Origin of the sequence: Streptomyces sp. NPDC006335, from assembly GCF_040612795.1 — a bacterium.
GTDB lineage: Bacteria > Actinomycetota > Actinomycetes > Streptomycetales > Streptomycetaceae > Streptomyces.
This window is the reverse complement of sequence record NZ_JBEXQX010000024.1, coordinates 26,162-46,547: the sequence shown is the minus strand read 5'-3', so window position 1 is coordinate 46,547 and position 20,386 is coordinate 26,162. Positions and strand designations below refer to the sequence as shown.

General features: G+C 70.5%; 15 protein-coding genes. 4 read left to right on the top strand and 11 right to left on the bottom strand.

Annotation, left to right across the window (positions count from 1 at the left end; genetic code table 11):
• Positions 1-6: 6 nt before the first annotated feature.
• The 9 genes from ABZ098_RS40070 to ABZ098_RS40030 all read right to left on the bottom strand — a co-directional run bounded on the left by ABZ098_RS40070 (position 7) and on the right by ABZ098_RS40030 (position 10,578).
• On the bottom strand, positions 7-1,830 hold the full coding sequence (locus ABZ098_RS40070) for a LamG-like jellyroll fold domain-containing protein (RefSeq protein ID WP_356599097.1): 1,824 nt from the start codon (positions 1,828-1,830) through the stop codon (positions 7-9).
• Positions 1,831-1,867: 37 nt separating this feature from the next.
• Positions 1,868-4,816: a glycoside hydrolase family 2 TIM barrel-domain containing protein gene (locus ABZ098_RS40065; protein WP_356599095.1), complete on the bottom strand. Its 2,949-nt coding sequence runs from the start codon at positions 4,814-4,816 to the stop codon at positions 1,868-1,870.
• Positions 4,813-5,751, bottom strand: coding sequence for an alkaline phosphatase family protein (locus ABZ098_RS40060; RefSeq protein ID WP_356599093.1), 939 nt, complete (start codon positions 5,749-5,751; stop codon positions 4,813-4,815). The genes ABZ098_RS40065 and ABZ098_RS40060 overlap by 4 nt, the downstream gene beginning before the upstream one ends.
• The gene (locus tag ABZ098_RS40055) at positions 5,748-5,945 is read right to left on the bottom strand and encodes a hypothetical protein (RefSeq protein WP_356599091.1); all 198 of its coding nucleotides are present in this window, start codon (positions 5,943-5,945) and stop codon (positions 5,748-5,750) included. The genes ABZ098_RS40060 and ABZ098_RS40055 overlap by 4 nt, the downstream gene beginning before the upstream one ends.
• A complete protein-coding gene (locus tag ABZ098_RS40050) occupies positions 5,942-6,139 on the bottom strand; it encodes a hypothetical protein (RefSeq protein ID WP_356599089.1) in 198 nt (65 codons plus the stop codon). Before ABZ098_RS40050 ends, ABZ098_RS40055 begins: the two co-directional genes overlap by 4 nt.
• A gap of 206 nt (positions 6,140-6,345) precedes the next feature.
• Complete coding sequence (locus ABZ098_RS40045; RefSeq protein ID WP_356599087.1) at positions 6,346-7,215, bottom strand: carbohydrate ABC transporter permease; 870 nt, start codon at positions 7,213-7,215, stop codon at positions 6,346-6,348.
• On the bottom strand, positions 7,212-8,186 hold the full coding sequence (locus ABZ098_RS40040; protein WP_356599229.1) for a sugar ABC transporter permease: 975 nt from the start codon (positions 8,184-8,186) through the stop codon (positions 7,212-7,214). Before ABZ098_RS40040 ends, ABZ098_RS40045 begins: the two co-directional genes overlap by 4 nt.
• A 34-nt stretch (positions 8,187-8,220) precedes the next feature.
• Entirely contained in the window at positions 8,221-9,495 is a 1,275-nt protein-coding gene (locus tag ABZ098_RS40035) for an extracellular solute-binding protein (RefSeq protein WP_356599085.1), read from the bottom strand.
• Positions 9,496-9,561: 66 nt separating this feature from the next.
• The gene (locus tag ABZ098_RS40030; protein WP_356599083.1) at positions 9,562-10,578 is read right to left on the bottom strand and encodes a carbohydrate kinase family protein; all 1,017 of its coding nucleotides are present in this window, start codon (positions 10,576-10,578) and stop codon (positions 9,562-9,564) included.
• 128 nt (positions 10,579-10,706) lie between these two features.
• Here ABZ098_RS40030 and ABZ098_RS40025 point away from each other — a divergent pair, with 128 nt between their 5' ends.
• The 4 genes from ABZ098_RS40025 (at position 10,707) to ABZ098_RS40010 (ending at position 17,183) form a co-directional block, all read left to right on the top strand.
• The gene (locus ABZ098_RS40025) at positions 10,707-11,471 is read left to right on the top strand and encodes a DeoR/GlpR family DNA-binding transcription regulator (protein ID WP_356599081.1); all 765 of its coding nucleotides are present in this window, start codon (positions 10,707-10,709) and stop codon (positions 11,469-11,471) included.
• Entirely contained in the window at positions 11,468-12,805 is a 1,338-nt protein-coding gene (locus tag ABZ098_RS40020; RefSeq protein ID WP_356599079.1) for a 6-phospho-beta-glucosidase, read from the top strand. The genes ABZ098_RS40025 and ABZ098_RS40020 overlap by 4 nt, the downstream gene beginning before the upstream one ends.
• A 76-nt stretch (positions 12,806-12,881) precedes the next feature.
• Positions 12,882-15,929, top strand: coding sequence for a glycoside hydrolase family 38 C-terminal domain-containing protein (locus tag ABZ098_RS40015; protein WP_356599077.1), 3,048 nt, complete (start codon positions 12,882-12,884; stop codon positions 15,927-15,929).
• Between the two features lie 3 nt (positions 15,930-15,932).
• Complete coding sequence (locus tag ABZ098_RS40010; protein ID WP_356599075.1) at positions 15,933-17,183, top strand: alpha-L-fucosidase; 1,251 nt, start codon at positions 15,933-15,935, stop codon at positions 17,181-17,183.
• A gap of 58 nt (positions 17,184-17,241) precedes the next feature.
• On the opposite strand, the gene ABZ098_RS40005 is transcribed toward ABZ098_RS40010, so the two are convergent.
• Both ABZ098_RS40005 and ABZ098_RS40000 read right to left on the bottom strand, forming a co-directional pair.
• Positions 17,242-18,921, bottom strand: a complete 1,680-nt coding sequence (locus tag ABZ098_RS40005; protein WP_356599073.1) for a carbohydrate binding domain-containing protein — start codon at positions 18,919-18,921, stop codon at positions 17,242-17,244.
• A 159-nt stretch (positions 18,922-19,080) separates the two neighbouring features.
• Complete coding sequence (locus tag ABZ098_RS40000) at positions 19,081-20,202, bottom strand: ATP-grasp domain-containing protein (protein WP_356599071.1); 1,122 nt, start codon at positions 20,200-20,202, stop codon at positions 19,081-19,083.
• Positions 20,203-20,386 lie beyond the last annotated feature (184 nt).

Below are 20,386 nucleotides of genomic sequence, written 5' to 3'. Positions count from 1 at the left end.
CCCCAGTCAGTGCGTCATGAAGGAGGAGACGGGCAGCGCCCGTGCGACGATCCGGACGTCGCCGAGGCGGCCGTGGAAGATCTGGTCGATCTGGTCGGCGTACGTGTAGCCGCCCAGCAGCCACGGCTCGCCGACCGAGGCGATCCCGACGGCGGGCGCCTTGGGATTGCGGACCACCGGGCAGCCCTGGACGTACAGCGTGGTGTGCCGTCCGTCGTTGACGACGGCGAGGTGCCACCAGGTCTCCAGCGGAGTCTCCTGGCCCCAGTTGGTGGCGATGCCCTCCTGGTTGAGCGGGCGCATGGCCCACTGCGGTTCACGGTCGTTGGACAGCGAGAGCGTGGCGAGCGGCTCGTCGGGGTCGTCGGCGGTCTTGCCCGCGGCGCCGCCTGTGCCGCGCCGACTGACCAGTCCTGCCCAGGCGTTGTGGTCCGGGTCCCAGTCGGCGGGCATGCGGTAGAACACCTCGATGGTGTAACCGTCCTTGAACACCGCTGAGTTGAGCGGCGCCTTGTCGACCGTCTGGAGATACGCGCCCTTGAGCGGCGACTTGTAGCCCTGGAACTCCAGGCTGCCGTGGCCGGGCTGGTCCGGGTGGTGGTCCGCGGACCAGCCCAGCGAGCCGCCACCCACCGACACCACGGTGAGGTCGTTGCCGTGGCCGGAGAGGTCGCGGACCGTGCCAGAGACGGCCGACTCGAAGCGCCAGTACGCGGCCGTTCCGCGGACGAGCATCTTCGACGCCGGTCGCGCGGGCCGCGCGGGCACCGGGTCGAAGCCGGCGAAGCGCGAGGCGAAGTCGATGTCGACGGTGAACCGGTCGGCGTCGCCGCTGAGTTCGATCTCCTGCCGCTCCAGCTCGTTGAGCCCCTTGGCGGCCCGGCCGAGGATCCACGGGGAGACCGTCTCCACGTCGATCACACCGCGGTCGAGGTCGAAGCGGTACAGGCGGATCATCGCGGCGCCGCCGAAGTACCGGTTCTGGTAGTTCGTCAGGTGCAGGTGGACGTCGTGGCCCGCCGAGTTCTCGCGGACCGTCCGGCCCGCGGGCCAGTAGTGGCCGTTGAGGGTGAGGAAGATCTGGTCGTGGTCCTTGACGAGCCGGTCCCACAACTGCTGCCCGTACGCCGACAGGCTGCCGTCCTCGACGACCAGCTCGTGCGTGGTCAGGATCACCGGGGTCCTGGGGTGGGCGGCCAGGACGCTCTTCGCCCAGGCGTACCCCGCGTCGGAGAGGCGCCAGTCCAGGGCGAGCACCATCCACTCCCGGCCCCCGGCCCTGAACAGGTGGTACGTGTTGTAGCCGTCCGGGGAGGCACCGCCGAAGGTCCTCGCACCCTTGAACCGGTCCGGACCGAACACGTCCAGATACGGCGTCGCACCGCGCTGGTCCGTGCTGGACGACTTCACGTCGTGGTTGCCCGCCAGGACGCTGTAGCCGACCCCGCGCCGGTCCAGCAGCCCGAACGCCTCACCGATCGCGGCGAACTCGGCCGCGGCGCCGTTCTGTGTGAGGTCGCCGAGGTGGGACAGGAAGACGATGTTCTCGTCCTTCCCGTGCTCCAGCAGATACCGCAACGAGGCCTCGACCGGTGCCTTGTCGATGCTCGGTCCGTCGAAGAGGTACTGCGTGTCGGGCATCACGGCGAGCGTGAAACGCCGGCTCTCCGGGTCGGGACGCCGGCCGGACGTCGAGGCCTCGGCCACCGCCGGCAGGGCGAGACCCGCCGTGGCGGCCGCGCCCAGCAGTGCCGTAGCCCGCAGGAAACCGCGCCGTCCGGCACCGGCCTGCGCGGCCTCGCCCTGATTCTGGTCATGCGAAGTGCACACGTGTGCTCCGTAGCGAAGGGAAGTCGGGAAGGGAGATTCAGAGCGCCCGCAGCGTCCAGCTCCAGCGGTGGACGCCCGGCGTGACGAGGTAGGAGGCGAAGGTGTCGGGTCCGCAGGAGGCGGTGCCGAGGCCGCGGTGGGCCGCGTCGAGGTGCACGACACAGCCCGCCCGGGGGACGAGCTCGTCGTGGTGCGCCACCCCGGTGAGGTCCGCGGCCCGGTACCGGCTCACGCCGACCTGGCGCGGCTCGTCCAGGACGACCGAGAGGCCGGTGGCGTCGGGCGCGGAGAGCGTGAAGTGCCGTACGCCGTGCCGTCCGCCGCTCTCCTGGGGGCGCAGATAGGGGGTGAACAGCTCGTCCACGGGTACCGAGTGATGGCCGACCGGCGCCCCGAAGGCGCGGTCCGGATACGACTCCCAGGGGCCCTGTCCGAACCACTCCATCAGGTCGAGCCCGGCGACCGTCTCGAACACGGAGCCGACCCGCGCCACGTCGACGAGGGCGTCCGGCAGCTCGGCCGACTCCTCGACGTGCACCCCGCCCTCGACCGCCGTGAGGACCTGCACATGACGGACGACACCGGCCTCGGAGACGTACTCGGCACGCACGGTGACCCGTCCGGAGGTCTGCCGTATGTGCGCGACCTTCCGCACCAGGGAGTCGAGGCCCCAGTCACGCCAGCGCGACGCCGTCCCGCCCAGCTCGTCGTTGTCGGTGGGCGCCCGCCACAGCGAGAGCGTGGGGGCGGCGGTGAGCAGGGGGTGGACCAGGAGTCCGTCGTCGTCGACCCTGACGGAACGATTCGGCACCGCTCTCCGGGTCTGCGGTGCCGCCTCCCGCAGCCGCACCTGGGGCAGGCACACCACCGTGCCGCGCGGTGCCCAGGGTTCGTCCCCGGCGGTCGTCACCCGCAGGGTCAGCCAGGCCTCGCCGCCGTCCTCGGGCAGCTCGAACGGCAGCGGCACCGCCGCCGTCTCGCCGGGCCGCAGATCGGGCAGCTCGGCGGGCGCGGTCAGGGTGCGGCCGTCGGCCAGGGAGAGCTGCCACTCGGCGGCCAGCCAGGAGAGGCCCCGGAAGTGCTGGTGGTTGCCGAGCACGATGCCCTCGTGCCGGAAGCACTCGATGCGCACCGGCGCCGCGATCTCCCGGTACTCGTACATCACGGGCTTGGGCGTGCGGTCGGGGAAGACCACACCGTCCGCGATGAAGGCACCGTCGTGGTCGGGCTCGCCGAAGTCGCCGCCGTACGCCCAGCGATGTCCGGGCGCGGCGACACCGTTGTCACAGAGCCCGGCGCCCCCACGCCCGACCGGTCTGCCGTCGTTCACACGCTGGAGGATGCCGTGGTCCCAGAACTCCCAGATGAACCCGCCCTGAAGACCCGGCGTTGACTCGATGGCCGCCCAATGGTCCGCGAGCGTGCCGTTGCTGTTGCCCATGGCGTGGGAGTACTCGCACCAGATCAGCGGCTTGGTCTGCCGCCCGGACAGCGCGTGCTCCACGCACTCCTCCAGCGAGGCGTACATGGGGCAGGCGATGTCGGTGGCGTCGTCGCTCGCCGCCCAGTCGAGCTTCGCGGCCCCCTCGTACTGGACCGGACGCGTCGGATCGTGCCGCCGTAGCCAACCCGCGGCCGCGTCGTGGTTGGCCCCGTAGTCGGACTCGTTGCCCAGCGACCAGACGATGACCGACGGGTGGTTCTTGTCCCGCAGCACCATCCGCGAGACCCGGTCCACGAAGGCGTTCAGATAGCGCGGGTCGTCGGCGATCTCGTGGGCGTGGTCGTGCGACTCGATGTCCGCCTCGTCGACGACGTAGAACCCGAGCTCGTCGGCGAGGTCGTACAGCGTGGGGTCGTTCGGGTAGTGGGAGGTGCGGATCGCGTTGAACCCGAAGCGCTTGAGCGTGGCCAGGTCCGCGCGCATGTCGTCGTAGGACACCGTCCGCCCGGTCAGCGGGTGGAAGTCGTGCCGGTTGACGCCCCGGACGAACACCCGCTCTCCGTTGACCAGCAGGTCCCGGCCGACGATCTCGACGTCCCGGAAGCCGATCCGGTGCCGTGAGGTGTCGGCGACCGTGCCGTCGGCGCGGTGCAGCCGGACGGTCAGCGAGTACAGCTCGGGCGTCTCGGCGTTCCAGGTGCGGACGTCCTCGACGACGGTCCGCAGTCGGGCCTCGCCGAGGAAGTCGGAGACCCGCTCGTCCTCCCGGTTGAACCGCTCGAACTCCGTGTCCCGCGCCAGCGCGAGACCGTCCAGCTCCCCGCTGACGTACCAGCCCTCGGGCAGCGCGCCCCCCGCGTCCCGCACCTGGCAGTCGACCCGCAACGAGCCGTCGCGGGAGGCCCGCACGGTCACGTCCGCCAGATGCAGCGGATCCGTCGCGTACAGCAGCACCGAGCGGGTGATCCCGCCGTGCCACCACTGGTCCTGGTCCTCGATGTGCGAGGCGTCCGACCACTTGACCACCGTCAGCCGTACGACGGCCCGCTCGCCGGCGCGCACCAGGCCCGTCAGGTCGAACTCGGCCGCCAGGTGGGAGTCCTTGGAGATCCCGACGGGCCGCCCGTCCACGTGCACGAGGAGCACGCTCTCGGCGGCCCCGACCTGGAGCACGATCCGGCGCCCGGCCCAGTCGGCGGGGACGTCCACCTCACGCTCGTGGACGCCCGTCGGGTTCGCGGCGGGGGAGTACGGCGGGAACTCGGGGAACGGCATGCGGACGTTGAGGTACCGCGGGAGGTCGTCCGTGCCCTGCATCGTCCAGACGCCGGGGACGTGGGCCGACGACCAGGGACCGCCGACCGGCGCGTCCGGAGTGGGCAGCAGCTGGAAGCGCCAGTCGCCGTCCAGGGGGAGTGCTCCGGAGCGCCGGTCGACGGCGTTCATGGGAAGGCGGCCCCAGGAGGTCACCTCGGGTGCCTCCCAGGGGCGCAGGGCGATGAGGGGATCGGAGGGGCGGGGTCCGCGGGGTGCGTCGGTCATGACCGTTCCGTAGTCGGTGGTGCGGGGGCGTGGCAGGACTGTCCGTGGCCGCGCAGGACCCGGCCCTGAAGGCCCCAGGCCGGGTCGACGGGGACGCCGAGCCGGTCCAGGACGGTGGGGGCGATGTCGATGGGACGGGGTGTGTCGAGCCGGGTGCCGCCGGGCATGCCGGGCTCGGCCAGGACGACGAAGACCTCGCGCTCGGCGCGGGTGTCGCCGCCGTGGCCGCCGGTGTCGAGGTGCCCGTGGTCCGTGGTGACCAGCACGGTCCAGCGCTCCCGCGCGCGGGCGGGGTCGGAGCGCCGGGCGTCGATGGCTGCCAGCAGCCACCCGAGGTGGGTGTCCTGGGCGAGCAGGGCCCGGTCGTGGGCGGGGCTGTGCGGGCCCGTGGCGTGGGCGGCCTCGTCGGTGGCGCCGAAGTACACGAACACGGCGTCCGGGTCGTCCTGGGTGAGCCAGCGCTCGGCGGTGCGGGCGACGAGGCGGTCCGCGGTGGCGTAGCCGTCCGACTCGCCGTCGTAGCGCACCCGGCGGCCGATGGCGGGGCCGAGGGTGCCGCGCCGGATCAGCTCCGGCCAGGACACCACGGCGGCGGTGCGCAGCCGGGGCCGGGCGGTGACGGCCCGGCTCAGGAAGTCGGGGTAACGGCCGTAGTCGGCCCCGACGAAGTCGTTGCCGCGCACCCCGTGCCGGTCGGGCCACACCCCCGTCAGCACGCTCGACCAGCCGGGCCCGGAGTCGGTGTAGGCCATGCTGGTGGACGGCCCGTCCGGGGCCTGGCCGTCCACCTCGCCGTAGGGCAGCAGGCTGGTGCCGTGGGCGCCCGCCGCCATGAGCCCGTGCAGTACGGGTGCCACGGCCGGGGAGCGGGTGAGCAGGTCGTATCGCAGCCCGTCCATGCCCACCACGAGGACCTTGCCGCGGGGGTGGCTCACGGCCGGCTCCTTTCTCCCGGCGGGGGGTCAGCCGGTCTGGGCTCGTTGTGGCCCGTGCTGTCGTCCGCCAGGCCGTGGGCGCCCGCCGCCATGAGCCCGTGCAGTACGGGCGCCACGGCCGGGGAGCGGGTGAGCAGGTCGTATCGCAGCCCGTCCATGCCCACCACGAGGACCTTGCCGCGGGGGTGGCTCACGGCCGACTCCTTTCTCCCGGCGGGGGGTCAGCCGGTCTGGGCTCGTTGTGGCCCGTGCTGTCGTCCGCCAGGCCGTGGGCGCCCGCCGCCATGAGCCCGTGCAGTACGGGCGCCACGGCCGGGGAGCGGATGAGCAGGTCGTACCGCAGCCCGTCCATCCCCACCACGAGGACCTTGCCGATGGCGTGGCTCACCACCCACTCCCTTCTCCTGGCGGCGGGTCGGCCGGTCCGGATTCGGTGCGGGTTGTCCTGGCGGTCGGCGTGGCCGGGGCGGGATGGTCGGCCTTGGCGTCGGGCGGCGCACCGGTTGTGTGGGTGCGGCGCGGGCCGTTCCTTTCGACCATGAGCACGTTGCCGCTGGTGTGGCTCACCGCCCACCCCTTTCTCCCCGCACCCGGTCAGCTGCCCTGTACCGCTCCCTCGGTGGCGCCCGCGATGAACCCGCGGGCGAAGATGCTGAACACGATGACCAGCGGGAGCGCCGCCATCAGCACACCGGCCATGACCATGCTGTAGTCGGTGGTGTGGCCGACGTTGAGCTGGGCGAGCTCCACCTGGAGGGTCACGTGGCCCGGGTCGGTGAGCACGACGAGCGGCCAGATGTAGTCGTTCCAGCAGTTGACGAACACGTAGATGGCGAGGAACGACAGCGCGGGCCTGATCATCGGCAGTGCGATGTTCCAGTACTGGCGGAAGAACCCGGCGCCGTCGATGCGGGCGGCGTCGAGGAGTTCGTCGGGCACGCCGTTCTGGATGTACTGGTGCAGCCAGAAGATGCCGAAGGCGTTGGCGAGGGAGGGCAGGGCGAGCGCCTTGAGCATGCCCACCCAGCCGATCTCCGACATGAGGATGAACTGCGGCAGGATCGCCAGCTGGAGCGGCAGCATCATGAACAACAGCAGCGTGCCGAAGAGCAGCTTGCGTCCGGGGAAGTCGAACTTGGCGAAGGTGAAGGCCGCCAGGGAGTCGATGAACAGCACCAGGACGGTGGTGACGGTCGCGACCATCACCGTGTTGAGCATCGACCCGAAGAAGTCGATGGTGTTCAGCACGTGCCGGATGTTCTCCAGCAGGTGGGAGCCGAAGGTGAACTTCGGCGGGCTCTTGTAGATGTCCTGCGTGGTGTTGGTCGCCATGACGATCGTCCACGCGAACGGGAAGACCGAGACCAGGACGGCCACGACGAGGATGATGTGCGCGGTGAGGCCCCTGGGGCGGCGCAGTCGCCTGCCACCGTTGGCCGGCCGCGCGGTGTCGACGGCGGTCATGCCTTCCTCCCTCGTGTGGTGAGGCGCCAGTTGACGGCGACGAGGATGATGATCAGTACGAAGAAGGCCCACACGATGGCCGCGCCGTAGCCGTAGTCGTTGTTGAGGAAGGCCGACTGGTAGAAGTACAGCAAGGTCGTCAGACCCGCCTGGCCCGGCCCGCCGAGGTTGGCGTTGGCGGCGTTGCTGGCGAACAGGACCTGCGGTTCGCTGAAGCTCTGCAGGCCGTTGATGGTCGAGATGATGACCGTGAACAGGATGATCGGCCGCATGATCGGAATGGTGATCTGGAAGAACGTGCGGATCGGACCCGCGCCGTCCACCTTCGCCGCCTCGTAGATCGAGTTCGGGATCGCCTGGAGCCCGGCCAGATAGATGATCATGTTGTAGCCGGTCCACTGCCAGGTCATCAGCAGCGAGATGACCACCTTGATCAGCCACGGGTTGCTCAGCCACGGAACCGGCGAGATGCCGACCACGCCCAGAATCGCGTTGACCAGACCGAAGTTGTTGCTGAACACCGCGCCGAAGAAGATCGCCACCGCGACGATCGAGGTCACGTTCGGCACGTACAGCGCGATGCGGTAGAAGCCCTTGAAGCGGCGCACCGAGTGCAGCAGCGTCGCGAGCATCAGGGCACCGAAGAGGGTCGGCACGGTGGACAGCACCCAGATCACCAGGGTGTTGCGGATCGACAGCCAGAAGACCGGGTCGTCCCACAGGAACCGGAACTGCTGGAGCCCCACAAACTGCATGCTGCCCAGGCCGTCCCAGCGCTGGAAGGCCAGGTACAGGGAGTAGAAGACCGGGAAGAACGAGAACGCGGCGAAGATCAGGTAGAACGGCGAGATCGCCAGGTACTGCCGCCAGTACGCCAGCGGTCCGCGCCGCTTGGGCCGAGCGGTGCCCGCGGGTGCGGTGCGCCGCGGGCGGAACCGGGCCGGGCCCGGCCCGCCGCGGTGCTTGGACACCACGGCGGGACCGGTGACCGGAGGGGACGTCACCTCAGCTCACCCCCTGCCGCCGGGCGATCTGCTTGGCCTGGCTGACCGCGTCCTTCCAGGCGTCGTCGGGCTTCTTGCCCTTCGCCTCGATGCTGGACAGTTCCGTCATGAAGGGGGCCATGACGGCGGCGTCGGCGGGCGCCTCGTAGGCGACCTTGATGGCCTGGGCGGCCGGCCCGAAGACCTCGATGACCTTCTGTCCGCCGAAGAAGGCGTCGGGACCGGTCATGGCCGGCATGGCGTACGCGGCCGGTGCGGCCGGGAAGATGGCGGCGTCAGTGAATCCGCGGGCGTCGTTCGCGGGGCTCAGGATCCAGCTGATGATCTTGAACGCCTCTTCGGGGTTGCGGCACTGCTTGGGCAGCGCCAGGTAGGAACCACCCTGGTTGGCAGGGCCGACCGGGTTCGCGCAGACCCGCCACTTGCCCTTGGTCTGCGGGGCGGCCTGCTCGATGTCCAGCGCGTGCCAGGCGGCGCCGAGTTCGGTGAGCAGGTTCTTGCCGACGGCGGCGTTCCAGGTGTTGTCGTTGATCTTGGCGTCGATGCCGAGGGTGTACGGGCGCACCGCCGTGGTCCACGCGGCGCGGATGTGGTCCCCGTCGCCGATGAAGTGGTTGTCCTTGTCGATGAACCGCTCGGTGCCCTGGCCGACCGCGATGTTGAAGACGGAGCTGATGTTGTTGACCAGGTAGGTGCCGGGGTTCTTCTTCTGGAGCTCGACACCGAGCTGGAAGTAGTCCTCCCAGGTCTTCACCAGCTCGGCGACCTTGGCGGGGTCGGTGTCCACCCCGCCCTTGGCGAAGAGGTCCTCGCGGTAGAAGAGCGCGGTGGGGCCGATGTCGATCGGGAAGCCGATCTGCTTGCCGTCCTCGGTCTGGGCGAGCTTGGTCTTCCAGTCCAGGTACTGCGAGGAGATCTTCTTGAAGCCGAGGTCGTTCAGGTCGAGGAAGCGGTCGGCGTTGGGCAGGAAGGACGCGATGTCCTCGCCCTTGATGCCGGTGATGTCGGGCACGGAACTGCCCGCCGCGAGGGTGGTGGTGAGCTTCTGCTTGAAGTCGCCGCCGATGGAGGCCGTGGTCAGCTTGATCTCGCTGCTGAAGTGGGTCTTCGCCTCCGCGACCACCTTGTCGCTGAGCGCGCCGCCCCAGTACCACAGGGTGAGGTTCTTGCCGTTCTTGGTGCCGCCCGAGCCCGAGCCGCCGCAGGCGACGGTCAGTCCGGAGGCGGCCGCGGTCAGCGCGGCGGCCTGGAGGAAGCCTCTACGAGAAAGGTCCACGGGTCACTCCTGTTGTTCCTGTTCGTGGTGCTGAGGGGCGTTGGACTGTGGGGGAGTGGGTGAGGGTCAGTGCTGCCGGGGCGGGGTGACCGGGGCCTGGCGCATCGGCGGACCCGCGTCCGCCGGCAGACGGTCGGCCAGGAAGCCGTACGTCCTGCGCAGGTCGGGGTCGGTCAGGGAGCGCCACCAGCGGTCGACGCCGTACCAGCCGGGGGCCGCGAGGGCGCCGCCGTGGAGCTGGACGGACAGGCCGGCCGCGAGGACGGCGAACCGCAGCCGTTCCTCCAGCGGCCAGCCACCGAGGGAGGCGGTGACGAACGAGGCGCCGAACACGTCACCGGCGCCCGTCGCGTCCAGGACGTCGACCGGCAGGGCCGGGACCTCCGCGTACTCGCCGGTGATCTGGTCGACGGCCACCGCGCCGTCCCCGCCGCGGGTGACGACCGCGACCGGCACCAGCTCGGAGAGCGTGCCGAGGGCCGCCACCGCGCTGTCGGTGCGGGTGTAGGCCATCGCCTCGGTCTCGTTCGGGACGAAGGCGTGGCACAGGGCCAGCTGGTCCAGGAGGTCCTTCGACCACTCCTGGGTGGGGTCCCAGCCGACGTCCGCGTAGATCTGTGTGCCGTTGGCGGCGGCCTTGGCGAGCCAGGCGCGCGGCTCGGCCTCCAGGTGGACGAGGGCCGTACGTGCCTCGGGCGGGTCGCCCATCAGCGCGTCCTGGGAGTACGGCGGCTCCTGGCCGTGGGTGATCAGGGCCCGGTCCTGGCCGGCGGCCAGTGAGACGGTGACCGGGGTGGGCCAGCCGTCCGCGGTGCGGGAGAGCGAGAGGTCGATGTCCTCCTGGTCGCACAGCACGTCCCGGCAGTACTCGCCGTAGAAGTCGTCGCCGAAGACCGTGGCCAGGCAGGTGCTGAGGCCGAAGCGGGACGCGGCGACCGCCAGGTTGGCGATGCCACCGGGGCCGCAGCCCATGCCGGCCGTCCAGATCTCCTCGCCCGGCGTCGGCGGCTTTCCGAGGCCGGTGAGGACGAGGTCGTAGAAGAGCAGCCCGGTCAGGAGCACGTCGGGCCTGTCGTCGTCCACGCGAAGAGCCTCTCGTCAAAACTCGTCAATTTCGATGACGGGAATCGTGCGCTGATCCACGAGATTGGTCAATACCCGAGCAGAACTGAGCATGGATTTGATTGAAGATGACGAGTAGTGTTCACGCCGTGCTGGCAGAACGACGACACCAACTCATCCTGCGGGCCCTGCGCTCCGGCGGCCCCGCATCCGTGACCGATCTCTCCGAGCAGCTGGGTGTGAGCCCCGCCACGATCAGGCGCGATCTGGTCAAACTGGAGGAGGACGGGCTGCTCACGCGCGTGCACGGCGGCGCCGTCGTGGAGGAGGGCGACCAGCCCTTCGCCGAGGTCGCCGAGGTGCGCGTGTCCGAGAAGGACGCCATAGCCGAGCGCGCCGCCGCCATGGTCGCCGACGGGCAGACGGTGCTGCTGGACATCGGCACCACCGCCTACCGGCTGGCCCGGCAGCTGCACGGCCGCCGCCTCACGGTGATCACCAGCAACCTGGTGGTCTACGAGGAGCTCGCCGACGACGAGGGCATCGAACTGGTGCTGCTCGGCGGCATGCTCCGCCGTGAGTACCGCAGCCTGGTCGGCTTCCTCACCGAGGACAACCTGCGCCAGCTGCACGCCGACTGGCTCTTCCTCGGCACCAGTGGAGTGCGCCCCGGTGGGCAGGTGATGGACACGACGGTCGTCGAGGTGCCGGTCAAGCGGGCCATGATCAAGGCCGGCGACAAGGTCGTCCTGCTCGCCGACGCCGCCAAGTTCCCGGGTACGGGCATGGCGAAGGTCTGCGGTCCCGAGGAGCTGGACGTGGTGGTCACGAACGCCCCGGCCGACCCGGTGACCCGCTCCTGTCTGGAGGAGGCGGGCGTCGAAGTGGTCGAGGCAGGAAAGGTGCGAGAGTGAAGCTGACGATTCTGGGCGGCGGCGGGTTCCGTGTGCCGCTCGTGTACGGCGCCCTCCTGGGCGACCGCGGCGAGGGCAGGGTCACCGAGGTCGTGCTGCACGACCTGGACGCCGGCCGGCTGTCCGCCGTGACCCGGGTGCTCGCCGAGCAGGCCGCCCGGGTCGAGGACGCCCCACGGGTGAGCGCCACGACCGACCTGGACGAGGCCCTGCGCGGCGCCGACTTCGTCTTCTCGGCGATCCGCGTCGGCGGCCTGGAGGGCCGGGCCGACGACGAGCGGGTGGCCCTCGCGGAGGGCGTGCTCGGTCAGGAGACGGTCGGCGCGGGCGGTATCGCCTACGGCCTGCGCACGGTCCCCGTGGCCGTCGACATCGCCCGGCGGGTGGCCCGGCTCGCCCCCGACGCCTGGGTCATCAACTTCACCAACCCGGCGGGACTGGTCACCGAGGCCATGTCCCGCCACCTCGGCGACCGGGTCATCGGCATCTGCGACTCCCCGGTCGGCCTCGGCCGCCGTATCGCGCGCGTGCTCGGCGCCAACCCCAACGAGGCCTGGATCGACTACGTCGGCCTCAACCACCTCGGCTGGGTCCGCGGCCTGAAGATCGCCGGCCGCGACGAGCTCCCGCGGCTGCTCGCCGACCCCGACCTGCTCGGCTCCTTCGAGGAGGGCAAGCTCTTCGGCGTCGACTGGCTCCAGTCGCTGGGCGCGATCCCCAACGAGTACCTGCACTACTACTACTTCAACCGCGAGGCCGTCCGCGCCTACCAGCAGGCCGAGAAGACCCGCGGCGCCTTCCTCGCCGACCAGCAGGCACGGTTCTACGACGAGGTCGGCGCCCCCGGTGCGCGGGCGCTGGAGGTCTGGGACCGCACCCGCGCCGAGCGCGAGGCCACCTACATGTCCGAGAACCGGGAGACGGCCGGCGCCGGCGAACGCGACGCCGACGACCTCTCCGGCGGCTACGAGAAGGTCGCCCTCGCCCTGATGCGGGCCATCGCGCGCGACGAGCGCACGACCCTGATCCTCAACGTCCGCAATCAGGGCACGCTCTCCGTGCTCGACCACGAGGCCGTCATCGAGGTGCCCTGCCTCGTCGACGCCAACGGTGCCCACCCGGTCTCCGTCGCCCCGCTGCCCGACCACGCCACCGGTCTGGTCTGCTCGGTCAAGGCGGTCGAGCGGGAGGTGCTGGCCGCCGCCGAGTCCGCCTCGCGCGCGACCGCGGTGAAGGCCTTCGCGCTGCACCCCCTCGTCGACTCCGTCAATGTCGCCCGCAGGCTGGTCGAGGGCTACACCTCGGTCCACGAAGGGCTCGCGTACCTTAAGTAGCGTCTGTTTTCGGAAAGCGCTTTCCCCTCTCTCCCCGGCCCCACCAGCTAGCCCTCTCCCTCCCTGGAGACCCTTCATGCACGACGAACGCCGCCGCATCGAGGAACGCGTCCAGCGCGCCCACGACCAGCGCATCAAGCCCGCGATCCACGCGGCCACCGTCCCCTTCGAGGTCGAGGCCTGGCAGGCGCCGGGCGAGCCGGTCTCCTTCGAGGAGGCCGCCGCCGCCCGCTACACGCCCTTCGCGATGGACACCCCGTGGGGCCCGCCCTGGGGCACCACCTGGTTCCGGATGCGCGGCGAGGTGCCCGCGGAGTGGGCGGGCAAGCGCGTCGAGGCCGTCATCGACCTCGGCTTCGTCGGCGACTGGCCCGGCAACCAGGCCGAGGCCCTCGTCCACCTGGCCGACGGCCGCCCCCTGAAGGCCGTCAACCCGCTCAACCAGTACGTGCCCGTCGCCAACCCCGCGAACGGCGGCGAGCAGATCGACTACCTGGTCGAGGCCGCCTCCAACCCGGACATCCTCAAGGACAACTTCTCCAAGGTCACGCCGATGGGCGACAAGCTCACGGCCGGCTCCGCGCCCCTCTACACCTTCCAGCGCGCCGACCTCGCGATCCTCGACGAGGAGGTCTTCCACCTCGACCTGGACCTCCAGGTGCTGCGCGAGCTCATGGTCCACCTCCCCGACCACGAGCCCCGCCGCCACGAGATCCTGCACGCCCTGGACCGGGCCATGGACGCCCTCGACCTGGACGACGTATCCGGCAGCGCGGCCGCCGTCCGCGAGGTACTCGCGCCGGTGCTGGCCAAGCCCGCCCACGCGAGCGCCCACACCATCTCCGGTGTCGGCCACGCCCACATCGACTCCGCGTGGCTGTGGCCCATCCGCGAGACCAAGCGCAAGACGTCCCGCACCTTCTCCAACGTCACCGCGCTCGCCGACGAGTACGACGACTTCATCTTCGCCTGCTCCCAGGCCCAGCAGTACGAGTGGGTGCGCGACAACTACCCGCACGTGTGGGCCCGCATCCAGGAGTCCGTGAAGAAGGGCCAGTGGGCGCCGGTCGGCGGCATGTGGGTGGAGGCCGACGGCAACCTGCCCGGCGGCGAGGCCATCGCCCGCCAGCTCGTCCACGGCAAGCGGTTCTTCATCGAGCACTTCGGCGTCGAGACCAAGGGCGTCTGGCTGCCGGACTCCTTCGGCTACACCGCCGCCTACCCGCAGCTCGCCAAGCTCGCCGGCAACGAATGGTTCCTCACCCAGAAGATCTCCTGGAACCAGACCAACAAGTTCCCCCACCACACCTTCTGGTGGGAGGGCATCGACGGCACCCGCATCTTCACGCACTTCCCGCCCGTCGACACCTACAACGCCCGCTTCAGCGGCGAGGAGATGGACCGCGCGGTCCGCAACTACTCGGAGAAGGGCGGGGGACAACGCTCCCTGGCCCCCTTCGGCTGGGGCGACGGCGGCGGCGGCCCCACCCGCGAGATCATGGAACGCGCCCGGCGCCTGGCGAACCTGGAGGGCTCCCCGAAGGTCGTCATCGAGCACCCCGACGACTTCTTCGCCCAGGCCCGCGCCGAGTACCCGGACGCCCCCGTCTGGGTCGGCGAGCTCTACCTGGAGCTGCACCGCGCCACCTACACCTCCCAGGCCCGCACCAAGCAGGGCAACCGCCGCTCCGAGCACAAGCTGCGCGAGGCCGAGCTGTGGGCGACGACGGCCGCGCTGCACGCGCCGGGCTACTCGTACCCGTACGACAAGCTCGACCGGCTGTGGAAGACGGTCCTGCTGCACCAGTTCCACGACATCCTGCCGGGCTCCTCGATCGCCTGGGTGCACCGCGAGGCCGAGGCCGAGTACGCCCGCGTGGCCGAGGAGTTGGAGGCGCTGACCGCCGAAGCGGTGGCCGCGCTGGGCGCCGGTGGCACCCGGGTCTTCAACACCAGCCCGTTCGACCGGGCCGAGGTGGTCCGCACGTCCGAGGGGGCCCTGGCGTACGTCGAGGTGCCCGCGAACGGCAGCGCGGCCCTGGCGGACGCCGAGCCCGCCCGGACCGTGCAGACCGAGGGCCGGGTCCTCGACAACGGCCTGGTGCGCGTGGAGGTGGCGGAGGACGGCACCCTGTCGTCCGTGTACGACCTGCGGGCCGGGCGCGAAGTCCTCGGCGACAAGGGCAACCTGCTCCGCCTGCACACCGACCTCCCGAACTACTGGGACGCCTGGGACATCGACAAGCACTACAACAACCGGTACACCGATCTCCTGGAGCCCACCTCGATCGAGGTCGTCTCCGAGGACCCGCTGCTCGGCGCGATCCGCGTGACCCGCTCCTTCGGCAAGGGCTCGACGATCACCCAGACCATCACCCTGCGCGCCGACAGCCCCCGCGTCGACTTCGAGACCGACATCGACTGGCACGAGGCCGAGAAGATCCTCAAGGCCGCCTTCCCGGTGGACGTCCGGGCCGCGCACTCCTCCGCGGAGATCCAGTTCGGCCACGTCCAGCGGCCCACGCACACCAACACCAGCTGGGAGGCGGCCCGTTTCGAGGTCTCCGGCCACCGCTGGGTGCACGTGGCCGAACCCGGCTACGGCGTCGCGGTCCTCAACGACTCCACCTACGGCCACGACGTCGCCCGTACGGTCCGCGAGGACGGCGGTACGACGACCACGGTCCGGCTCAGCCTGGTCCGCGCCCCGCGCATCCCGGACCCGGAGGCCGACCAGGGCAGGCACCGCTTCACCTACTCGCTGCTGCCCGGCGCGAGCATCGAGGACACCGTCGCCGAGGGCTACTCCCTCAACCTCCCGCTCCGGGTGGCGGACGCGGCCGGCGCGCCCGAGCCGGTCGTCTCGGTCGACGGCGAGGGTGTGACCGTCGAGGCGGTCAAGCTCGCCGACGACGGCTCCGGTGACGTGGTGGTCCGTCTCTACGAGTCGGGCGGCGGCCGCGCCCAGGGCGTGCTGCGCACCGGCTTCCCGCTGGCCGGCGCCCAGGTCACCGACCTGCTGGAGCGCCCGCTGGAGGACGAGACGGCCGAGCTCGCCGACGGCGGGGTGCGGGTCTCCCTGCGGCCCTTCCAGGTCCTGACGCTCCGGCTGCAAAGGGGCTGACCCGTGCCGATGCGGTCCTGGTTCACCGACGCCAAGCTGGGGATCTTCATCCACTGGGGCATCTACGCCGTGGACGGCGTGCAGGAGTCCTGGTCGTTCTACGACGACGTCGTCCCGCACGACCGGTACATGTCCCAGCTGGAGCGCTTCACGGGCGCCCGGTACGACCCGCGTGCCTGGGCGGACCTGTTCGCCCGGGCCGGCGCGAAGTACGCCGTCCTGACGAGCCGTCACCATGACGGAGTGGCGCTGTGGGACACGGAGTTCGGCGACCTCAACCTGGGCCGGGACTACATCGGCCCCTACGCCGAGGCCCTGCGGGAGAAGGGCCTGAAGGTCGGTCTGTACTACTCGCACTCCGACTGGAACCACCCCGACTACGCCTCCACGCGCAAGCCGGGGCGCCCGCCTGAGCAGGAGGACAACCGCTACTCCGAGGTCGCCGCCGAGGACGAGGACCCGGCGGCCTGGGAGCGGTACCTCGCCTACCGGGACGGCCAGGTCCGGGAGCTCGCCTCCCGCTACCGGCCCGACCTGCTGTGGTTCGACGGCGAGTGGGAACGCAGCGAGGAGCAGTGGCGCATCCCCGAACTCGCCGCGCTCGTACGGTCCTACGTGCCGGACGTCGTCTTCAACGCGCGCATGCTCAGCGAGGGCGACTACGCCACCCCCGAACAGGGCGCTCCCATCGAACCGCCCGCCGGGCCCTGGGAACTGTGCCTGACCATCAACGACTCGTGGGGCTATCAACACCACGACCACAACCACAAGTCGCTCGCCCAGCTCGTCCGCTACTTCACCGAGACCATCGGAGGGGGCGGCAACCTGCTGCTGGACGTCGGCCCGCGGGAGGACGGGACCATCCCCGAACCCCAGGTCGAGCGGCTCGAAGGCCTGGGGGAGTGGATCCGCAAGCACGCCGAGGCCGTGTACGGGACCGTGCGCGGGCTGCCCGCCGGGCACCACTACGGGCCCAGCACGCTCTCCGCGGACGGCCGGACCCTGTATCTGGTGCTCTTCGACGCGCCGCGCGCCGAGATCGGACTGCGCGGACTGGTCACCCCGGTCCGCAAGGTGACCGTCCTCGGCACCGGGACCGAGCTCGGGCACAAGATGGTCGGCGGTCTCCACGAGGCCGTCGGGACCGTGTGGATCGACCCGCCGTCCGAGGCCGACCTCGACCCGTACGCCACGGTGCTCAAGGTCGAGTTGGAGGGCGAGGCGGAGCTGTACCGGGGGTCGGGACGGTTCTGAGCGGTGAGGCACCAGGTCACGGCGGGTTTTGGGCCCGCCGTGACCTCTTCCGTTCGGTTCAGCCGGTGAATCCGGCCGTGATCGAGGTGAACTGCCAGTTGCTCTGGCTGATGCCGGAGCAGTTGCTCGTCACCCCGCCGCCGGGGCACGGCCGGTCGCGGTTGACCGACCAGAAGGCGAGCCGGGCGATGTGACGGGAGTTCGCCCAGTCACGGATCTGCGTCCAGATCGCGGTGCTCGTCAACTCCTGCTGGTCACTGAGCCCGTTCATCCCGGAGATCCCGATGCGGGCGTAGGCCGTCGCGTCGTCCCACCCGAAGGTGGACTTCAGCTTGGCCTTCAGCCCCTCCGACGCGTTCACCGTGTTGCCGTACATGTCCGAGCCACCGCCGAAGTCGAACGGCATGATCGTGAAGACGTCGATACCGGCGTTGAGGGCCTTGGCCTGCTCGATGAGCCGGTTGCCCCAGTACGTCGGGCCGGTCGTCGAGGTGCCGAAGGTGAGGATGGTCCGCAGGCCCGGGTTGTTGGCCTTGACGATCTTCAGGGCGTTCAGGATCCGGTCCTGCACGGTCGCGTTCTCGAACTCGTCGGTGTTCTCGATGTCGACGTCGATGGCCTTGAGCCCGTAGGCGTCGATCACCTTCTGGTAGGCGCCGGCCAGCGCTTCGGGCGTCGAGCAATTCGGCCCTAGCTTGTTGCCGCTCCAGCCGCCGATCGACGGGACGATGTCACCGCCCGCGGAACGGATCGAGTTGATGACGGACTGGTCGTTGCCGCCGGTCAGCGGCCTGCTGCCGTCCCAGGCCGGGTTGCAGCCACCGGAGGAGAGGATGAACGCCATCGTGAACCACTTGACCCCGGTCGCGCTCATCACCGAGGTCGCGCTCGGCGGATCGCCCCAGCCGAGGTACAGGTAGGGCGCGGCCTGCTTGAACCCTGTCCCGCCACCGCCGCCCGCGTCGGTCGTCACGGACACCGCGTTGGAGGCGGCCGAGACGTTCCCGGCCGCGTCCCGCGCCTTCACGGTGAAGGTGTAGGAGGTACTGGCCGCGAGCCCGCTCACGGTGGCACTCGTACCGGAGACGCTGAGGACCCGGTTCGACCCGCTGTAGACGTCGTACCCCGTCACCCCGACGTTGTCGGAGGATGCGTTCCACGCCAGCGAGACACTGGAGGAGGTCTTCCCCGTGGACCGCAGACTCGCGGGCGCGCTCGGCGCCTGCGAGTCCGAACCACCGCCCCCGCCGGGCCCGTCGAGGCTGATGTCGTCGGCGTGGTAGGTGCCCTGCGCGTACCACCCGTGGACGTAGACGGTGGCGCTGGTCTGCGAGGCACCGGTGGTGAAGGTGGTGGAGAGCTGGGTGTACGCGGAGGGCGAGGACGTCCACGTGGACGAACCGCCGTCCACGCCGAGGTAGACGTAGCTGCCACGCACCCAGCCGCTCAGGCTGTAGGACGTGTTCGGCTGCACGGAGACGGTCTGGCTGCACTTGGCGATGTCACTCGAACTCACCGCGCCCTGAAGGGACTTGGAGCCGCCGTGCACGGGAGAGGACACGACCGACCCGAGATTGCCGGTACAGGACCAGGGCGAGACGGTTCCCGACTCGAAGCCGGGGTTGGTCAGGACGTTGGCCGCCTGGGCCGTACCGGGAAGCGCGACGGCACCGGCGAGCGCGAGGGCGGCGGAACCGAGGAGGGCGAGGACTCTGGAACGTCTGAGTGGGTTGCGCACGCGATCTCCCTGAAGATATGGGGGTGTTCGGGAGTGCAGAGAGGTGGTGCAGGGGGTGCGCAACCAAGTTGGTATGGACCAATCGCCGTGTCAAGAAGAACGGCGGGATTGGTCCATACCGGTTGAGGGCTGGGGCTGGAGTCTGAGCCAGAACTGGAACTAGAGCGGCAGAGCCTGGGCCGCTTCCACCGCGGGGGCGGGTGCGGGAACGGAGGCCAACAGGGGCTCGACCTCCTCGACCCGCTGGTGCGGCACCGACACCGGCCGCAGCGGCCTCGGCCCCGACACCACCGTGTAGTCCTGCCCGAGGAACGGCGGCTCGATCACCCCGGTGTCCTCCCCGAGCGCCAACTGCACGGCGGCCCACGGCACGTTGACCCCGCAGAGGGAGAGCTGGTGCAACCCGCCCGCCGGGCGCGTGTTCACATCCATCAGCACGGGCCGGTCACCGAACATCCGGAACTGGACGTTGGACAGGTAGTGCAGCCCGAACCCCTCGGCGACCAGCCGCGCGGGCTCCAGCCACTGCTCGTCCCGCGTGAACCCGCGACGGCGCCCGTTCTTCGTGCGGCCGATCGCCAGCCGCACCCGGTTGTCGGGCCCGGTGAGCGTGTCCACGGACACCTCCGGCTGCTCGAGACGGGGCATGACCAGCCAGTCCACCTGCTCTTCGGACTCCGCCAGCGCCTCGACCACCATGTCGAGCGACACGTACGGGCTCGGGAAACCGTTGAGCTGCGCGAGCGAGAAGGGCGCGCGTGTGATGATCCGGAAGCCGACCCCGCCCGCGCCGGACGCGGGCTTGAAGCAGGCCTTGTGGCCGTCGGCCTCCAGCTCCTCGACGGCCGCGACCAGCTCGTCCGCGGTCCGCACCCGCCACCACGGCGGCACCGGGACGCCGACCGCCTGGACCGCCTCGTAGGCGATCACCTTGTCGTGGAAGACGGCCACGGCCTCCGGCGGCGGCGCGAGCAGCGCCGTACCGACCGCGGCGAAGTCGGCGCGGTGGGCGACGATCGCCGCCTGGTGCAGTCGGGGCACGAAGACGTCGATGCCCCGCTTCTGGCACTGGTCGAGGGCGAACTCGGCGTAGGCGGCCGGGGACAGCCCCTCCGGCTCCAGCTCGGCGGTGTCGGCGGCGGCCAGCACGGGCGAGTCGGGGTCCGCGTGCGTCGCATGGATCTCGACGGCTCTGTCGCTGGGATTTCGGCGGAGCTGATCCATGAAGAACACGTTCTCCGCGTACGTGCGGTTGAGCCAGACGCGTACGCGAGAGTGCATTCAGGCCGCCTTTCGGGGTTTTCGGGCACGGCGAAGCGGGCCCGTGCCCGGGCAGGGTGATTGGAGGGACACCAAACCGCCCCTTGCGAAGGGAAGTTTCTGCGGTGGTGTTGGGGCGATCATACGGCTTTCAAGGGGTCACGCGTGCAACGCCCGTGTTACGGAATCCCCGATCATGAACCGC

Bases quoted from the DNA above. Each gene is read 5' to 3' on its own strand.
- ABZ098_RS40045 (WP_356599087.1), bottom strand. From the start codon at position 7,215: ATGACCGCCGTCGACACCGCGCGGCCGGCCAACGGTGGCAGGCGACTG.
- ABZ098_RS40065 (WP_356599095.1), bottom strand. From the start codon at position 4,816: ATGACCGACGCACCCCGCGGACCCCGCCCCTCCGATCCCCTCATCGCC.
- ABZ098_RS40000 (WP_356599071.1), bottom strand. From the start codon at position 20,202: ATGCACTCTCGCGTACGCGTCTGGCTCAACCGCACGTACGCGGAGAAC.
- ABZ098_RS40015 (WP_356599077.1), top strand. From the start codon at position 12,882: ATGCACGACGAACGCCGCCGCATCGAGGAACGCGTCCAGCGCGCCCAC.